The organism is Agrobacterium pusense (assembly GCF_900102105.1).
Lineage (GTDB): Bacteria > Pseudomonadota > Alphaproteobacteria > Rhizobiales > Rhizobiaceae > Agrobacterium > Agrobacterium pusense.
In genome coordinates this window covers 15,761-31,047 of the sequence record NZ_FNBB01000010.1, presented here as the reverse complement: position 1 = coordinate 31,047, position 15,287 = coordinate 15,761, and the positions used below count along the sequence as shown (strand labels likewise).

Below are 15,287 nucleotides of genomic sequence, written 5' to 3'. Positions count from 1 at the left end.
GGTGGCGCAACCTCCTCCTGCAGATAGGTATGTGACTCGCTATTTATCAGCATATTCAAGCGGTTTCGAGAAAAATAGCGGCTCAAACGCGACCTGTCGCCACGCGAAGCCATTCTGTCTGCATCGCATGCGTTTTCGTCGATCCAGACGACATGGTATTTTTAGGATTATCTAATGTTATTGTTTTTATTGTAGAACAGGCATTAAGACACTTCGGTATAATGATCCCGTAATGGTTGAGCCCGACGCTGGCGCAATGGTGGCAAGGTCTATGGCAATAGATATTTCAGAGCATACAAGCAGCAATTCTTCCCTCGATGCATTATTGCTTTCCGGCATCGCGGCGGACGGCACGATCGCCCGTCCGGTTTCCTTTGACGGGCTTGCGGGTATTTTTCATCCGGCACGTCAGGACTTGCGGCAGGAACACGCCGTTCTTTTTGTCAGTCCGTGGGGCATGGAGGAGCTTTGCAGCCGCAAGTTCCAAAGGGTTCTGGCCGAACGGCTTGCGGCTTGCGGCGTCGCCAGCCTGCGTTTTGACTATCTTGGCACCGCAGATGCACTTGATCCGGAAGATGCGGGCCGCGTGGCGGACTGGCTTTCCGATACGCGGGCGGCGCTGAACTATCTCAGGCGCCTCTCCGGATGCTCGGGCGTGGTCGTCATCGCCCAGGGCCTCGGTTGCCCGATCGCTGCGGAGGCGCTTGCCGGAGCCGCCAGTTCCATGGCGTTTCTGGCACCCGTCGTCTCAGGACGTGCCTATCTGCGCGAACTGGCGATGTGGTCTTCGATGATCGACGATGGACTTGGCCTGCGTGCCAGCCAACGCATGCCACAGGCTGGTGCAATCGCCGGCATGGCGATGCCAGCCGGTGTGGCCGATACCGTCAAGAAGATCAATCTTTCGAATCTCGATGCCGCTCCGGCTCGCCGCATTCTCGTTCTGTCGAGACCGGGCCGCGTCACGGACGGTGATTTCGCCACACACCTCACCGCAATCGGCGGTGAGGTGGAGGAGGCCGAATTTTCGGGCTATGACGATCTCGTTTCCAGTCCCACGCTGTCGAAAATATCGGAAAATGTGGTGAGCCGGCTGGTGGGCTGGGTCTCTTCTCAGACACAGGCCTCAGGCTCCGCGGCCTGCCCGGCTGATTTCGTCATCAACGCGGCGCAGCGCGGTCAGGGTTTTTTCGAACAGCCGGTGCAGTTTGGTGAGGGCGGGCGACTTTTTGGCGTTTCCTGCACACCGCACGACCGGCGTGCGGTCTCCTCGGTTCTGCTGCTCGGGGCGGCCTATGACCGGCACGCGGGCTGGGGCAGGCTTTCGGTGCAGATCGCCCGGGCGCTTGCCCGGGAGGGCGTCGCTTCCCTCCGTTTCGATGCGGCCAACATTGCCGATAGTCCGCCGGTAAAAGGCGTGCCGGATCAGGTTCTTTACGATGCCGCGCAGAATGACGATGTGTCCGCCGCGCTCGATTTCCTCGAACGGGGCAGCAATGGTCCGTTCATCGCGGCGGGCCGATGTAGCGGCGCATACCTTGCCTTTAATGGCGCGCTTGTCGATGACAGGATTGAAGCGGTGGTTGCTGTCAACCCGGTTGTCTTCCACTGGCGGAAAGGCCGTTCGGTCGATGAGGCGTTGCACAAGCGGCCCCGCTCCTTTGGGGAATACAGTCAGCGCTTTCGTCAGGGCGCCACGTTCAAGCGTCTCATCAGCGGCGATGTGGATGTTGTCAGTGCCGGATTGAATATCGTCAAGGCGACGATGAAGAAGCTTTCGACAAAAACGGCGAGGCTGTTCCGCCGTGGCAGCGAGGAAGGACGGGCCGTATACCGCGCTTTCGATCTGCTGAAGGCAAAAGGGACTGCCGTCAATCTGCTTTACAGCGACAATGATGATGGTCTGGAGCATTTCCGCTATTATTTCGACGCCGACGGGCAGGGGCTGTCCGCCTATCGAAATGTGTCGCTGACCATCATCCCCGATGCCGACCACAACCTCTCCACGCCTGAGGCGAAGAGAACCTATATGGAGACCGTGACGCGCGTGGCCCTAAAAGGAAAATCGCCGCCTGGACCCCAATGACACCGCGTCACCGGAAGGAGGCGTCTGAGATCCTGCGGTCTCCGGCACAAGGCCGATCTTTCTGCTCTCGCCGGGAGCAAGGTGGAACCAGTTTTCCGAAGCGCGGTAACCTTCTGCGGCAACATGGACAGACTGCGCCAGACGGTCAGTGCCGATCTCAAGCGACCAGATATCGTTGTTTTGGCTGATGGCGACCTGGAGGTTTGCCGCGTGCAGCGCCTTTTTCCGGCCGAGCGGAAAATGGAATGCATCAGCAATGACTTGTCCGGTCGCAACGTCGCGAAGCCGGGCCACCGTGACATCATGGGACGGCGGGCCGAAACGGTAAGTGTAGGTCGTATCGAAAAACGCCCCGAACAGATCAGTCGCGGCAATCGTCTGGCTCTGTCGCGATGACAGCGTGATCGACCGCTTGGCATGAACGACGGGCTGGGCGCCGTCGCGCAGGCAGGTGAGTTCGAGCATGCCCTCGAAGGTGTTGCCGGTCTCGTTGATCAGCTGAATGTCCAACCCGTTCATGCCCTCGTCGAGCAGATTGACTTGGACGGGGCGAAACGCCCTTTTCAGCGCATGCCAGACGGATTTCGGCCTGCCGGTGGCATCGATGATACCCCAGCCTGCACCGGGAAGGAGGTCCTGCAGGGTCCAGACAAGAGCGCCCTGGCAGGATGAACCGCTGCGCCGCCATTCGGCGAAAGTCGCCTCCATGACTTCGGCCGTCGCGGCCCGGGACATGTCGAGATAAAGACCGCCGTCTTCTCGCCGCAGAACGTCCGGTTCGACATCGTAAAGCAGCTTCAGATAGTGATCGCGAACATCCTCGAAATCCCAGGAGGCGCCGCGATCGCGCGGTGCACGCGCTTTCCACCGTGGATCGTGCACGGCCACGCCGGGTAGATACCTGTCAAGCGTTTCCTGTTCGGGAACATTGGCGAAGGCCAGACACTCGGCGGCAAAGCGCAGACCGGCGCGACGCGCATCTTCCAGCGGACGGCAATAGGCGCCGACGCCGTAATAATGGCCGACACCGGTGTTCGGAAAAAAGGGCAATGCGCCGCCGGAGGGGGAATTGGCGACATAGGCCGCGTCAGGCCGCTTGTCGGCAAGAAGTTCTGGCAGAACCTCTTCGGTCAGCGTTCCCTTCCATATCTGTTCCGGAAGGCCGAGCATCGCGCCCTGCTGGTACATTTCACTGCCACCGCAAAAAATGGCGAGCGATGGAGAAAGCGCGGTGGCTTCAAGGAACTGCGAGATTTCCGTGACGATGTGCTGGCGCAGACTCTCGTCCCTTGCCGGATAATCGAAATTGGCGAGCATGGCGTCCTGCCAGACCATGATGCCGAGTTCGTCGCAAAGTGCGAAGAATTCCGGGGTTTCATAGGTCATGGTGCCGCCGATGCGGATCATGTTCATGCCTGCTTCCGCTGCTTTTCGAAGCCATGGCTCGTAGTCCGGCCTCGTTCCCGGCAGGCGCACGATGTCGGCCGTCGTCCAGACCGCGCCACGGCAGAACACCGGTTGACCGTTCACCCTGAGGCCGAAACCTTTACCGTCTTCGCCGTGATCGATCTCGACTTGCCGGAAGCCCGTGCGTGCAAGGCGATGTTGTGTGCCGTCCAGCTCAAGAACGACGTCATGCAGAGTTGGCCTGCCATGCGTGTGTGGCCACCATTGTTCCACATCAGTTATGCGCAGTTCGCCGGAAAGCGTGCCGCCTTCGTCTAGAGAAAGATCGGCGCTGTAACCGGCGCAGCCAAGCTTTGCCGACTTTATCGGGCGGCTACCTTGCAGCGCGATGCTGACCGTTCCCGTTCCGGCCCCGTCCAGCGAAGATTGCAGCGTGCAGAGAATTCCGTTCTGCCGTATCAGGCTGATGGGTCGCCATGGGCCGGCGGCGTGTATTTCCGGGCACCATCCAGGCATATAACCCAGTGCAGTGGTGCGGATCAGCCGCAGCCCCTGCGTATTCATCATTTGCGGCCGCCAGCGAGCGCGGGGACCGGTTTTTTCAAGTCGGGGTGCCAGCGCTCTGAAGCAGATCGCGAGTTCATCCGCACCCGTCAGTTCCACAGGCACTTCCAGTCTTTCAAACATGCTTTGGCTTGCCGCGATCAGCTCACCGTTGAAGAAGATCTCCGCGATGGTGGAAAGACCGTCGAAGCGCAGGGTGGCACGCTCCCGGACATCGGAAATCATCGTCAGCCTGTACCAGGCGTCCCTGTCATTGAGGGGCGTCGGAGCGAGGCGGTCGAACTTTTCAGCGGCTTCCAAAGCCTGCGCCACGGTTCCGGGAACGGAGACATGGAGGCTTTCGAGCGAGGCGGGAATATCGGATGGCGTTTCATAGGCATCGGCGGGCGTCAGCGCCAGCGTCCAGCCTTCGCTCAGCAATTCCTCGCTTTCACCCGGAAGATAGGTCCTCACGCGGCCTCGCTGGCATCAGACAGTTTTTTGCCAAGGCTTTGCATCAGACCATCCCATGCATCCGCGGCTGGATCGAGAACGGTGGCCAGCGCATCGAACTTGCGGCGGGTGACGGCGCGCGCAAGCTGGAACTGCACGGTCTTGGCAACCTCGGAGATTTTTAGCGCGTGGTTCTTTGCCTCAGAAAAACTATCCGCGTCCAACCATTCGAAGTGGCTTGCCGCCAGTTCGAAATTGGCACCTAGTTGGCGTAGCGTATTGAACGCGTATTTGTGGAAAAACCCGAAGGGCCGGTCTGCGACCTTTTCCACCTGTGCCGGAAACACCTTTGCAAAGGCCCGGACCGGGTTGGAGGATGGCCGCCGGGAAAAATGAAACTTCAGGAGCCGTTCGGCGGTATTGCGAACATGCGCCGGCGAAGGATTGCCGTCCGCGAATTTCGCAAATTCCGTATAGGGCAGGAAAGGCGGGTCGGTTTCAGCCAGATGATGCTGGAAAAGCCCGTCAAAGTCCTCGCCGGAGAGATGGAAGAAGCCGGCATTGTGGAAATAGTCGAGTTCCCGCTTTTCGAGATCGAGCCGGTTGATGGCGATCGTGGTCTTGCCGTGTTCCTTGCGGTAGCCCACCCCATGGGTATCGGGCATATAGAAACTGTCCATCTCGATCAGACAGATGCGGCCGCGTTCCAGCTGCGCCTCGATGTGGTTTTCCACCTTATCGAAGATCGCAAGCTCGGTGGCGCGAACGCCATAAAGGGCTTCGAGGTCTTCCAGCGGCACCTTGAAGAAGGTGAACTGGTCGCCTTCAAAGTCCTGCGTCAGGGTGAAACCGAACATGGCTTCCGGGGATAAGCCTTTCGAGGCCAGCACCTCGATCCATAAATCAATGTAGCAATTGGTCTCCGGCCACATTCTTTCGGAGGAATGAAGCGGATGCTGCACATAATTTTTGGGATCGAGACCGGGAAAAATCTGCCGCATGGATAATCAGCCCCAGAGTGTTTCCACGACTTTCGCAGGCCATTTCTTCACATCGAGACCATGATGCGCAAACAGCGCCAGCGCGATGCGTTCAAGGCCGAAACCGACGCAGGCGGTGTGGGCGACATCGCCATTATCGAGGTTCAGACCCCATTTCTGGCCGAAGGCGTCCTGATGGTAGTTAAAGCTCATGCAGGCTGTCGGGCTGGTCGTCGACGTGACCGGGATCAACAGCTCGAACTTCAGGTTCTGATCGCGCTGGTTGTTGGCGAGCATCTTGCCCGCGCGGCCGAAGAATGGATCGTTGGCGACATCGATGGTGACATCGAGCCCGACCGCTTTCATCATCTCGACGCCGCGATCCATCCAGGTCTGGCGGAATTCGGTGACGTTGGCCTCGGTGCCCATGCAGACATATTCGCGCATGCGGAAAAGCTGCTGGCGGGCCGGATCCTTGGAGGGCTCGTGGCGGAAGCAATAGGACTGGATGTCATAGAGACCGCCGCCGGCAGGCAGCGCGCCACGCTTGGCGATCGTTGGATAAAGCGGGTAGCAGGCCGCTGGCGTTAGTACTATATCGGTGGCTTTCTGGTCCTTGGTCCAGTCGCCGCCCTCATCCATGGTCTTCAGCAGGCTGACATGGTCCAGTTCGCAGCCGCAAAAGGAATGGACCGTGCCGGCGAGCTGCGGGAAGCTCTTCATGTAACCGCTTTTTTCGAAATAGGCGCGGTTGATGCCGGGCGGGAAACGGATCGCTTCGGCGCCATCGGCGCCACCGGTGCGGTCGATCAGCCGCTCGAAGGCGGCAATCACGTCCTCGAACTGGCCGCTGCGTCCATAAAGACCGTCCACACCCGTTTCAATCAGCAGGCCTTCTTCGAACAGTCGATCGAGGAACGATGTTTGCATGTCCATGGTCTTATCCCAAAAGGCTCGTATCCTGCCTGTGAACCAGCAGGAGATTGGCGGAATTGCCGAGAATGCGGTCGTTGGAAATCATCAGGCGGGCGGAATGCGCGTCGCGCAGATGCCGGCCGAGGCTGTAGGGCGTGCCATTCTTGTAGCCCATGATGCCGCAGACCAGCATGGCGTGGTCGATGATCTCGAGAATGGTTTCCGAAGAGCAGATTTTCACATTGTTCATGGCAACGGCAAAGGCCATCGACATCAATTTTTCCGGATCGCTCTTGGTGTCCTCGTAGGCCTTGATGCCGGCTATGATGTTGGATTTCACCACCTGCAGCTTGGTGGAAACCTCGGCAAGGCGGATCGCGCCGGGAGGAGCCGTTCCGGGCGACTTGCGGGCCGCAGCTCTGACAAAAGATTGGGCGCGCAGCACCGCATCCGACGCGATACCATACCAGACGGCGCTCCACAGCAGATGCGAGCTTGCAAGCATGGATTGCGCAGCGATTTCTGCGAAAGGTTTTGGGAAAATCTGCGCCGCCGGCGCTTCGCCGCGGAACAGGAAGCCGTCCGAACAGGTGCCACGCATGCCGAGCGTATCCCAGACATGGGTCTTCTCAAGCGTATACTGGTTTTTCAGGAAGACGGTCATCACCTGATCGGCGGGCGCGGCATCCTTGTGGGCGCGCGACGTAATCAGGATCGCATCGGCGTTGCTGCCGTAAGAAATGACCGTGGCGTCCTTCTCCAGCCGGCAGCTATCACCTTCGACTTCGATTGCGCAGATGGAGTTACGCAGATTGCCGCCGATGCCGCCTTCGGTGGTGGCGGAACCTAGCAGAAGCTGGCCGCCGGCGACGCGGCGCATGAAGTCGGCGTGCCATGCGCTCGCCTCTCCATGTTCCACAAGGCTCGACAGTTTGATGTGGTGCATGGCGAAAATCATCGCCGTTGCCGAACAGGCCTGCCCAAGCCGGGCGCAGATATCGGCGATTTCCTGAAGGGAGGCACCTTCGCCGCCCAGCAGTGAGGGGACCTGTATGCCGAGCAGACGTTCCTGCCTCAGTGCATCAACGGCTTCCTGCGGAAAGCGGCCGGTGACATCCACCTCGTCCGCATATTTGGCGGCAATTACCGCGACACGGCCCGCGCGCGCGGACAGCGTTTCATCCTGCGGCGCGACGGTGACGTTCATCAGGCTGCCTCTTTACCATCGAGAATGAGTTTAACAGTGTCTTCAATGGCCTTGATGCTGGCGAAAGACTTGCGGTTCAGCAGATTGTCCGGGAATTCGATATCGAATGCTTCTTCGATGCCGAGCATCAATTGCACCGATGCAAAGGAAGAAAGGCCCGCCGCGTAAAGATCGGCTTCATCTGCAATCGTATCGACGGGGGTTGGAAGCTGGCCGAATTTTGCCAGTATTTCACGAATAGTCGCATTCATTCCGACGTATCTCCAATGAAATCAACATTAGGAAGGTTTGTGCTTATCGTTATGCCGCAAACGATAATATTCACCTAAACCGTTAGGTTAATTACAACTAACGGCAGCATGCGCCATTCCCGCACCTTTGCCAAGCTTTGATAGGCGGCCTTGACAAAATGCGGGCGGTGTCTTTTCCTGTGGCCATTCACCAGGGGTGTCCCGTCAAGGGGCTGAGATTCTGCTTTCATGCGCAGTGACCCGTTGAACCTGATCCAGTTCATACTGGCGTAGGGACGGTGCAAAGACCTGATGTCGGGCGGCGCATGGCGTTTCGTGTCGGCACACAGGTATTTTCCATCATTCCGGCTCGAACTGGGTCTCCACTGTTAAACTTTGGAGCCTCAAGATGAATATCGCTGCCAAGACTATACCGCTCGTCGTTACAACCGGCCCGCATGCCGCCTCCACGAAAATCCATAAGCCGGGCGTTTTGCATCCGCATATCCGCGTACCGATGCGCGAGATCGCAGTGCACCCGACGGCGGGCGAGCCGCCGGTCACGGTTTATGATTCCTCAGGTCCCTATACCGACCCCAACCATCCGGTCCTGATCGAAAAGGGTCTGCCGCGTCTGCGTCATGACTGGATCGTCGCGCGCGGTGATGTCGAGGCTTACGAGGGTCGGCACGTCAAGCCGGAGGATAACGGTTTTGCCACAGGCGAACGCCTGACGCCTGAATTTGGCGTGCGTCATCAGCCGCTGAAAGCGACGGCGGGCAAGGCGGTGACGCAACTTGCCTATGCGCGGGCGGGCATTATCACGCCCGAAATGGAATTCATCGCCATTCGCGAAAATCTCGGGCGCGAGGCAGCGAAGGAGAAGCTCGCGCGTGACGGTGAGAGTTTCGGCGCGCATATTCCTGATTACGTCACGGCGGAATTTGTGCGTCAGGAAGTGGCGTCGGGCCGCGCCATTATTCCAGCCAATATCAACCATCCGGAACTTGAGCCGATGATCATCGGCCGCAATTTTCTCGTCAAGATCAATGCCAATATCGGCAATTCCGCCGTCACCTCCTCCATGGCGGAAGAGGTTGAGAAGATGGTCTGGGCCATCCGCTGGGGTGCGGATACGGTCATGGACCTTTCGACCGGCCGCAACATCCACAATATCCGCGAATGGATCATCCGTAATTCGCCGGTTCCGATCGGAACCGTGCCGCTTTATCAGGCGCTGGAGAAGGTGAACGGCATTGCCGAAGACCTCAATTGGGAAGTGTTCCGCGATACGCTGATCGAGCAGGCGGAGCAGGGTGTGGATTATTTCACCATCCATGCCGGCGTCAGGCTGCATTACATACCGCTCACCGTCAACCGCGTCACCGGCATCGTCTCACGCGGCGGCTCGATCATGGCCAAGTGGTGTCTTCATCACCACAAGGAAAGTTTCCTCTATGAGCATTTCGACGAGATTTGCGACATCTGCCGTGCTTACGATGTCTCCTTCTCGCTGGGCGATGGCCTGCGTCCCGGCTCGATCGCTGACGCCAATGATGCGGCGCAGTTTGCGGAGCTGGAAACGCTGGGCGAGTTGACGCAGATCGCCTGGGCAAAGGATTGCCAGGTGATGATCGAAGGCCCCGGCCACGTGCCGATGCACAAGATCAAGGAGAATATGGACAAGCAGTTGAAGACCTGCGGCGAAGCGCCCTTCTATACGCTTGGGCCGCTGACCACGGACATTGCGCCCGGTTACGACCACATCACGTCCGGCATTGGTGCTGCAATGATCGGCTGGTTCGGGACCGCCATGCTCTGCTACGTTACGCCGAAGGAACACCTCGGTCTGCCGGATCGTAATGACGTGAAGGTGGGTGTCATTACCTACAAGATCGCCGCTCACGCCGCCGATCTTGCCAAGGGTCATCCGGCCGCGAAAGTGCGGGACGACGCGTTGTCACGTGCAAGGTTCGAGTTCCGCTGGGAGGATCAGTTCAACCTGTCGCTCGATCCCGATACGGCTCGGTCCTTCCATGACGAGACGCTGCCGAAGGAGGCGCACAAGGTTGCGCATTTCTGCTCCATGTGCGGACCGAAATTCTGCTCGATGCGGATTTCCCACGATATCCGCGCCGAGGCGCAGAAGGAGGGGCTTGAGGCCATGGCCGCGCGCTTCAAGGACGGCGGTGAGCTTTACATGCCGCTTCCGACGCCTGCGAATGCCGAATAAAATGCACGTCCTTGTCAAGGGAACGGGGGTCGCCGGTTTGACGGCGGCCTTCGAACTGGCACGGAGGGGCGTTGTTGTCGAGGTGTCGGAGCGCAGTGGCGAGCCTTCTCGTGGAGCATCGTTTTATGCCGGCGGCATGCTAGCGCCCTGGTGCGAGCGCGAAAATGCGGAGGAAGCGGTCCTGACGCTTGGCAAGGTGGCGCTTGACTGGTGGGACGAGGCAACTCCCGGCCTTGTGGTTCGCAATGGCACGCTGGTCGTCGCGCCAGCACGCGACAGGTCAGAGCTTACGCGTTTCGCATCGCGGACCAGCGGTTATCGCTGGGTGGATGAGGGCGAGATCGCCGCTCTGGAGCCCGATCTTGCGGGTCGCTTCCGCTCCGGGCTCTATTTCCCGGGCGAGGGGCATCTCGATCCGCGTCTCGCGCTGAAATCGCTGCATGAGCGGCTTTCTAACACGGGCGTGCGGTTCCACATGGGCATCCCTGTCGATGAACGATTGTTCGACCGGGTGGTGGACTGCACCGGAGCTGCGGCAGTGGGAGAAATTTCCAACCTACGCGGCGTGCGTGGAGAGATGCTCTACCTCGCTACCTCGGAGCTATCCCTCTCCCGTCCCGTCCGGCTGTTGCATCCGCGCATTCCGCTTTACATCGTCCCGCGCGAGTCTGGACGCTTCATGGTGGGCGCCACGATGATCGAGACGGAGGATGCCGGGGCCATTTCCGTCCGTTCGATGATGGAGTTCCTGAATGCCGCCTATGCCGTGCATCCGGCTTTTGCGGAAGCTCGGATCATCGAATCCGGCACGGGTGTGCGTCCTGCTTATCCCGACAATCTCCCCAGGGTCATGCAGGACTGCCGGACCATTTTCATCAACGGCGCGCACCGGCACGGCTTTCTGCTTTCTCCGGCCATGGCGCGGCACGCGGCTGACATCATTCGCCAAACTCTCTCAGAAGGAACAGGATCATGAAACTTCTTGTCAATGGCGACGAGCTTGATCTCGCCGCCGAGACGCTGGCCGGCCTGCTTGCCAGCCTCGAATACGAAGGCGATTGGCTGGCGACGGCGGTGAATGGCGAACTGGTGCATTCGGAAGAGCGCGCCGATTATCAACTGAAGGATTTTGACCGCGTCGAAATTCTCTCACCGATGCAGGGAGGCTGAGGCATGCTGATGCTTTATGGCCGTGAAATCTCGTCCCGTCTTCTCCTTGGTACGGCGCGGTACCCATCCCCCGCCGTGCTCGAGAATGCGGTCCGGGCCAGCAACACGGATATTCTGACGATTTCGCTGCGCCGGGAAATGGCGGGCGGCAGGAAAGGCGGGCAGTTTTTCGAACTGATCCGCGAACTGGATCGAAACGTCCTGCCGAATACGGCTGGCTGCCACACCGCCAAGGAAGCTGTGCTAACGGCAAAGATGGCGCGCGAGGTGTTTCGCACCAACTGGATCAAGCTGGAGGTCATCGGCCATCACGATACGCTGCAGCCCGATGTCTTTGCGCTTGTGGAAGCCGCGAAAATCCTCTGCGACGATGGTTTTGAGGTCTTTCCCTATACGACCGACGATCTGGTCGTCGCCGAGAAGCTGCTGGAGGCGGGCTGCAAGGTTTTGATGCCGTGGTGCGCACCGATTGGTAGCGCCATGGGACCGCTCAATCTGGTGGCGCTGAAATCCATGCGGGCGCGTTTCCCCGACATACCTTTGATTGTTGATGCCGGTATCGGCCGCCCGTCGCATGCAGTCACCGTAATGGAGCTTGGATACGATGCCGTTCTGCTCAACACGGCGGTGGCGGGGGCGCGGGACCCGGCCGGCATGGCCGAAGCATTCGCTCGGGCGATAGAAGCCGGCCATCAGGCATATCTTTCCGGACCGCTGGAGCCGCGGGACATGGCCGTTCCCTCGACGCCCGTGATCGGGACTGCGGTTTTTTCCTGATCGCGGCTCGTCGCCGACATCAGGCGTGTCACGTTTTGCGTTGACAGTGCCTGATGGTGGCGGGATACCGGGAGAAAAGGGAAAAGGCATGGCGGCACTCACCAATCTTCTGACTGACATAGACGGCGTTTCGGTCGGCAATGTTACCGATCTTTCCCTCGGTTCCGGTGTTACGGCGATTGTTTTTGAAAAGCCCGCCATTGCCTCAGGTTCTGTTCTGGGCGGTGCGCCTGGCGGGCGTGACACGGGCCTGCTCGACCCGGCGATGACGGTTGAAACCGTGGATGCCTTCGTGCTGTCGGGCGGCTCGGCCTTTGGGCTGGATGCGGCAGGCGGCGTTCAGGCCGGGCTGCGCGAGATCGGCCGCGGCCTTCAGGTCGGTTCCACCCGCGTACCCATCGTGCCGCAGGCGATCCTCATGGATCTTCTGAATGGCGGCGACAAGAATTGGGGTTTGCATTCGCCCTATCGCGACATGGGATATGCGGCTTTCAAGGCGGCGCGTGCGGCGCCCTTCGAACTCGGGACGGTCGGTGCCGGGACGGGAGCAACGACCGCGACCTTCAAGGGAGGGCTGGGGTCGGCAAGTGCTGTCAGTTCCGGCGGATATAAAGTGGCGGCTATTGTCGCCGTCAATGCGCTTGGCTCGGCAACCCTCGGTGCGAGCCGGCATTTCTGGTCTGCTCCGTTTGAGGTGGCGGATGAGTTTGGCGGAAGCGGGTTTCCGCAACGGTTTGAGCCTGAAAATACCGCCTTGCGCCTCAAGGGGGTCAATCTCACGGCAACGACCATCGGTACGGTGGTGACGGATGCCGCACTTACGAAAGCGCAGGCACATCGCCTTTCCATCATGGCGCATGACGGGTTGGCCCGCGCCGTTCTGCCCGCCCATTTGCCGAGTGACGGTGACACCATGTTCGCGGCCGCGACGGGCGAGAAGCCGCTTGAGGGCGGCGTTCATTTCGCCGAACTTTGCCATCTTGCCACCATTGTCATGGCGCGGGCCGTGGCGCGTGGCGTCTATGAGGCGACGGCCTTGCCGGTGGATGGAGCGCAAACGGCCTATCGCGATCTTCATGGACGGAGCCTTTAACCGATGAGTGAGACTCTTCCGCCACTGAAACCTGTCCTTCGCATTGATTTTCCGCCCGGAGAACGCCTCGGCCACGGCAAGATCGAATTGATGGAACTGATTGTCGAGACCGGCTCGATTTCCGCCGCCGGGCGGGCGATGGACATGTCATATCGCCGCGCGTGGCTGTTGGTGGATGCGCTGAACCGTATGTTTCGACAACCGGTTATCGAATCGCAGCGCGGGGGCAAACAGGGCGGCGGGGCGGCGCTGACCGTCTTCGGCACCGAATTGCTGGCGCGCTATCGCAACATGCAAACGCGGATGAACGAAGCCCTACATCAGGATATCGACTGGCTGGAGGCCAACCGCAATCCTGACGCTGCTCTCAATAGGGATCGATAGCCGCTGACTTTATGATTGCATGCACCGGTTTTCCGGGTTCCAGCTGCAACCTTTCGCGAGAGAGGTCTGTGATGCGCGACTGGATGATGTCACCGCCGCAATCCACCTGAACCGTGACCATGGCGTCTTCGCTCACGGAAACGTTTGCGACACGGCCGTTGAGAATGTTGAGCGCGCTCAAGCCTTCAGGTTTTACGGTTGCAAGCATTACATCGCGTGCGGGTATGAGCACGCGCACCGGGCTGCCGCATATTCCGCTTTTTGCCGGAACGTGAAGCAGCATGGTTTTTAGCTTTACGGCGGCAAGCCCATGCCGCTCGTCGAAGCTTTCAATGCGCCCGGAAAGAATGCTGCCCGCCTCGCGCCTTTCGAGATGGGTGCTGAAATCGGGTCTTGCCAGCACTTCGGCGGCTTTTCCCTGCGTTTCCACCGTTCCGTCCTTCATAACAACGATGCGATCGGCCAGACGGGCGACCTCGTGGATCGAGTGGCTGACATAGACAACAGGGATTTTGGTCTCGTCCCGCAGCCGTTCGAGATAGGGAATGATCTCCGCTTTCCGCTGTTCGTCCAGCGAGGCGAGCGGCTCGTCCATCAGCAGCAATCTGGGTGAAGAAAGCAGGGCGCGGCCGATAGCCACACGTTGCTTTTCGCCGCCGGAAAGTTTGTTCGGGCGTCGGTGCAGAAGATGGCCAATGCCGAGCATGTCGACGATATGGTCCCCATCCGTGCCCGTGGTTTTATTCGCAGTGAACCACCTGCCGTAGTTCAGGTTTTGGGCGACGCTGAGATGCGGGAAGAGCCGCGCTTCCTGAAAGACATAACCGAAATGGCGTTTATGTGCCGGTAGAAACAGTCGTTTTCCGCTGTCGGTCAGCACTTTGCCATCAAGTGAAACCTGTCCATCATCCGGCCGCAGCAGGCCGGCGATGATGCGTATCATTGAGGTTTTGCCGGAGCCCGAGCGCCCGAAAAGCGCGGTCACTCCGCCTTCGGACGTGAATGACGCGTCAAGTTCGAAGGCGCCAAGACGGTGGCGGATGGAAACCGAAAGCGTCATTCCATGCTCATCCGTTTGCCGATTACGCGGGCCAGCAATTCCGAGACGAGCAGAGCGAGCATGGAAATCGCAACCGAAACGATTGTAAGCCGCAGCGCACCGGCATCGCCGCCCGGGACCTGCGTGAAGGTGTAGATGGCGGCGGACAATGTCTGCGTTTCGCCCGGAATGTTTGAGACGAAAGTGATGGTCGCGCCAAATTCGCCCATGGCCTTGGCGAAAGCGAGAATCATGCCGGCGATGATGCCGGGCAGGGTCAGGGGCAGGGTAACGGTGAGGAACACCCAGAGCGGATTGGCCCCCAATGTTCCCGCCGCCTCTTCCAGCTTGCGATCCACCGCTTCGATGGAAAGGCGGATGGAGCGCACCATCAGCGGAAAGGCCATGACAGCGCATGCGAGAGCTGCCCCCGTCCACCGGAAGGAGAAGACGATGCCGAACCAGCTGTCGAGAAATTGTCCGATGGCGCCCCGGCGGCCGAAGAGAACCAGCAGCAGAAAACCGGTTACGACGGGCGGCAGGATAAGCGGCAGGTGGACGATGCCGTTGAGGAGAGACTTGCCCCAGAAGCGGCCGCGCGCCAACGCCAAGGCGATGAGAATGCCGAACGGCAGGCTGGCGAGCATGGCAACGGAGGACACCCACAGGCTGAGCCTGATCGCCGTCCATTCTTCGGGGCTGAGTGTCCACCAATGCAACGTCATATCCCGTAACCGTCATCTCTTGCGGCCCCTGGGCCAGGAAAAGCA

General features: G+C 59.6%; 13 protein-coding genes, 1 pseudogene and 1 riboswitch. Of the genes and pseudogenes, 7 read left to right on the top strand and 7 right to left on the bottom strand.

Annotated elements, in window-relative coordinates:
* Positions 1–271 precede the first annotated feature (271 nt).
* On the top strand, positions 272–2,086 hold the full coding sequence (locus BLU28_RS19770; protein WP_175477717.1) for an alpha/beta hydrolase family protein: 1,815 nt from the start codon (positions 272–274) through the stop codon (positions 2,084–2,086).
* Here the strand turns inward: BLU28_RS19770 and BLU28_RS19765 are convergent.
* Genes BLU28_RS19765 through BLU28_RS19745 form a run of 5 tightly spaced genes read right to left on the bottom strand, consistent with a single transcriptional unit; the run spans position 2,054 to position 7,842 of the window.
* Entirely contained in the window at positions 2,054–4,510 is a 2,457-nt protein-coding gene (locus BLU28_RS19765; protein WP_077987029.1) for a glycoside hydrolase family 2 protein, read from the bottom strand. The two genes, BLU28_RS19770 and BLU28_RS19765, sit on opposite strands and share 33 nt — an antisense overlap.
* Positions 4,507–5,490: a DUF1839 family protein gene (locus BLU28_RS19760; RefSeq protein WP_077987030.1), complete on the bottom strand. Its 984-nt coding sequence runs from the start codon at positions 5,488–5,490 to the stop codon at positions 4,507–4,509. The genes BLU28_RS19765 and BLU28_RS19760 overlap by 4 nt, the downstream gene beginning before the upstream one ends.
* 6 nt (positions 5,491–5,496) lie before the next feature.
* The gene (locus BLU28_RS19755; RefSeq protein ID WP_037090280.1) at positions 5,497–6,405 is read right to left on the bottom strand and encodes an amino acid--[acyl-carrier-protein] ligase; all 909 of its coding nucleotides are present in this window, start codon (positions 6,403–6,405) and stop codon (positions 5,497–5,499) included.
* A gap of 4 nt (positions 6,406–6,409) precedes the next feature.
* A complete protein-coding gene (locus BLU28_RS19750; protein WP_006699106.1) occupies positions 6,410–7,591 on the bottom strand; it encodes an acyl-CoA dehydrogenase family protein in 1,182 nt (393 codons plus the stop codon).
* The gene (locus tag BLU28_RS19745; RefSeq protein ID WP_003504852.1) at positions 7,591–7,842 is read right to left on the bottom strand and encodes an acyl carrier protein; all 252 of its coding nucleotides are present in this window, start codon (positions 7,840–7,842) and stop codon (positions 7,591–7,593) included. Before BLU28_RS19745 ends, BLU28_RS19750 begins: the two co-directional genes overlap by 1 nt.
* 182 nt (positions 7,843–8,024) lie before the next feature.
* Positions 8,025–8,136, top strand: a riboswitch (TPP riboswitch).
* A gap of 94 nt (positions 8,137–8,230) precedes the next feature.
* Between BLU28_RS19745 and thiC the strand changes: the two genes are divergently transcribed.
* From thiC to BLU28_RS26510, 6 genes and pseudogenes are all read left to right on the top strand, one after another.
* Positions 8,231–10,054 carry a phosphomethylpyrimidine synthase ThiC gene (thiC, locus tag BLU28_RS19740; protein WP_006699107.1) on the top strand — a complete coding sequence of 608 codons (1,824 nt, stop codon included), beginning with the start codon at positions 8,231–8,233 and terminating at the stop codon, positions 10,052–10,054.
* Between the two features lies 1 nt (position 10,055).
* A pseudogene (gene thiO, locus BLU28_RS19735) lies at positions 10,056–11,058 on the top strand (glycine oxidase ThiO).
* Positions 11,027–11,224 carry a sulfur carrier protein ThiS gene (thiS, locus tag BLU28_RS19730; protein WP_004443639.1) on the top strand — a complete coding sequence of 66 codons (198 nt, stop codon included), beginning with the start codon at positions 11,027–11,029 and terminating at the stop codon, positions 11,222–11,224. Before thiO ends, thiS begins: the two are co-directional and overlap by 32 nt.
* 3 nt (positions 11,225–11,227) lie before the next feature.
* Positions 11,228–12,001 (top strand): thiazole synthase, encoded by a 774-nt coding sequence (locus BLU28_RS19725; RefSeq protein WP_077987031.1) that lies wholly within the window; start codon positions 11,228–11,230, stop codon positions 11,999–12,001.
* Positions 12,002–12,089: 88 nt separating this feature from the next.
* The gene (locus BLU28_RS19720) at positions 12,090–13,094 is read left to right on the top strand and encodes a P1 family peptidase (RefSeq protein WP_077987032.1); all 1,005 of its coding nucleotides are present in this window, start codon (positions 12,090–12,092) and stop codon (positions 13,092–13,094) included.
* A 3-nt stretch (positions 13,095–13,097) separates the two neighbouring features.
* Positions 13,098–13,478 carry a winged helix-turn-helix domain-containing protein gene (locus BLU28_RS26510; RefSeq protein WP_037090286.1) on the top strand — a complete coding sequence of 127 codons (381 nt, stop codon included), beginning with the start codon at positions 13,098–13,100 and terminating at the stop codon, positions 13,476–13,478.
* Here the strand turns inward: BLU28_RS26510 and modC are convergent.
* Both modC and modB read right to left on the bottom strand, forming a co-directional pair.
* Positions 13,462–14,538, bottom strand: a complete 1,077-nt coding sequence (gene modC / locus BLU28_RS19710) for a molybdenum ABC transporter ATP-binding protein (RefSeq protein WP_077987033.1) — start codon at positions 14,536–14,538, stop codon at positions 13,462–13,464. The two genes, BLU28_RS26510 and modC, sit on opposite strands and share 17 nt — an antisense overlap.
* A complete protein-coding gene (modB, locus tag BLU28_RS19705; RefSeq protein WP_077987034.1) occupies positions 14,535–15,242 on the bottom strand; it encodes a molybdate ABC transporter permease subunit in 708 nt (235 codons plus the stop codon). Before modB ends, modC begins: the two co-directional genes overlap by 4 nt.
* Positions 15,243–15,287 lie beyond the last annotated feature (45 nt).

Excerpts from the sequence above, each read along its gene's own strand:
- modB (WP_077987034.1), bottom strand. The coding sequence starts at position 15,242 with ATGACGTTGCATTGGTGGACACTCAGCCCCGAAGAATGGACGGCGATC.
- thiS (WP_004443639.1), top strand. The coding sequence starts at position 11,027 with ATGAAACTTCTTGTCAATGGCGACGAGCTTGATCTCGCCGCCGAGACG.
- BLU28_RS19770 (WP_175477717.1), top strand. The coding sequence starts at position 272 with ATGGCAATAGATATTTCAGAGCATACAAGCAGCAATTCTTCCCTCGAT.
- BLU28_RS26510 (WP_037090286.1), top strand. The coding sequence starts at position 13,098 with ATGAGTGAGACTCTTCCGCCACTGAAACCTGTCCTTCGCATTGATTTT.
- modC (WP_077987033.1), bottom strand. The coding sequence starts at position 14,538 with ATGACGCTTTCGGTTTCCATCCGCCACCGTCTTGGCGCCTTCGAACTT.
- BLU28_RS19725 (WP_077987031.1), top strand. The coding sequence starts at position 11,228 with ATGCTGATGCTTTATGGCCGTGAAATCTCGTCCCGTCTTCTCCTTGGT.
- BLU28_RS19720 (WP_077987032.1), top strand. The coding sequence starts at position 12,090 with ATGGCGGCACTCACCAATCTTCTGACTGACATAGACGGCGTTTCGGTC.
- BLU28_RS19750 (WP_006699106.1), bottom strand. The coding sequence starts at position 7,591 with ATGAACGTCACCGTCGCGCCGCAGGATGAAACGCTGTCCGCGCGCGCG.
- BLU28_RS19745 (WP_003504852.1), bottom strand. The coding sequence starts at position 7,842 with ATGAATGCGACTATTCGTGAAATACTGGCAAAATTCGGCCAGCTTCCA.
- BLU28_RS19760 (WP_077987030.1), bottom strand. The coding sequence starts at position 5,490 with ATGCGGCAGATTTTTCCCGGTCTCGATCCCAAAAATTATGTGCAGCAT.
- thiC (WP_006699107.1), top strand. The coding sequence starts at position 8,231 with ATGAATATCGCTGCCAAGACTATACCGCTCGTCGTTACAACCGGCCCG.
- BLU28_RS19755 (WP_037090280.1), bottom strand. The coding sequence starts at position 6,405 with ATGGACATGCAAACATCGTTCCTCGATCGACTGTTCGAAGAAGGCCTG.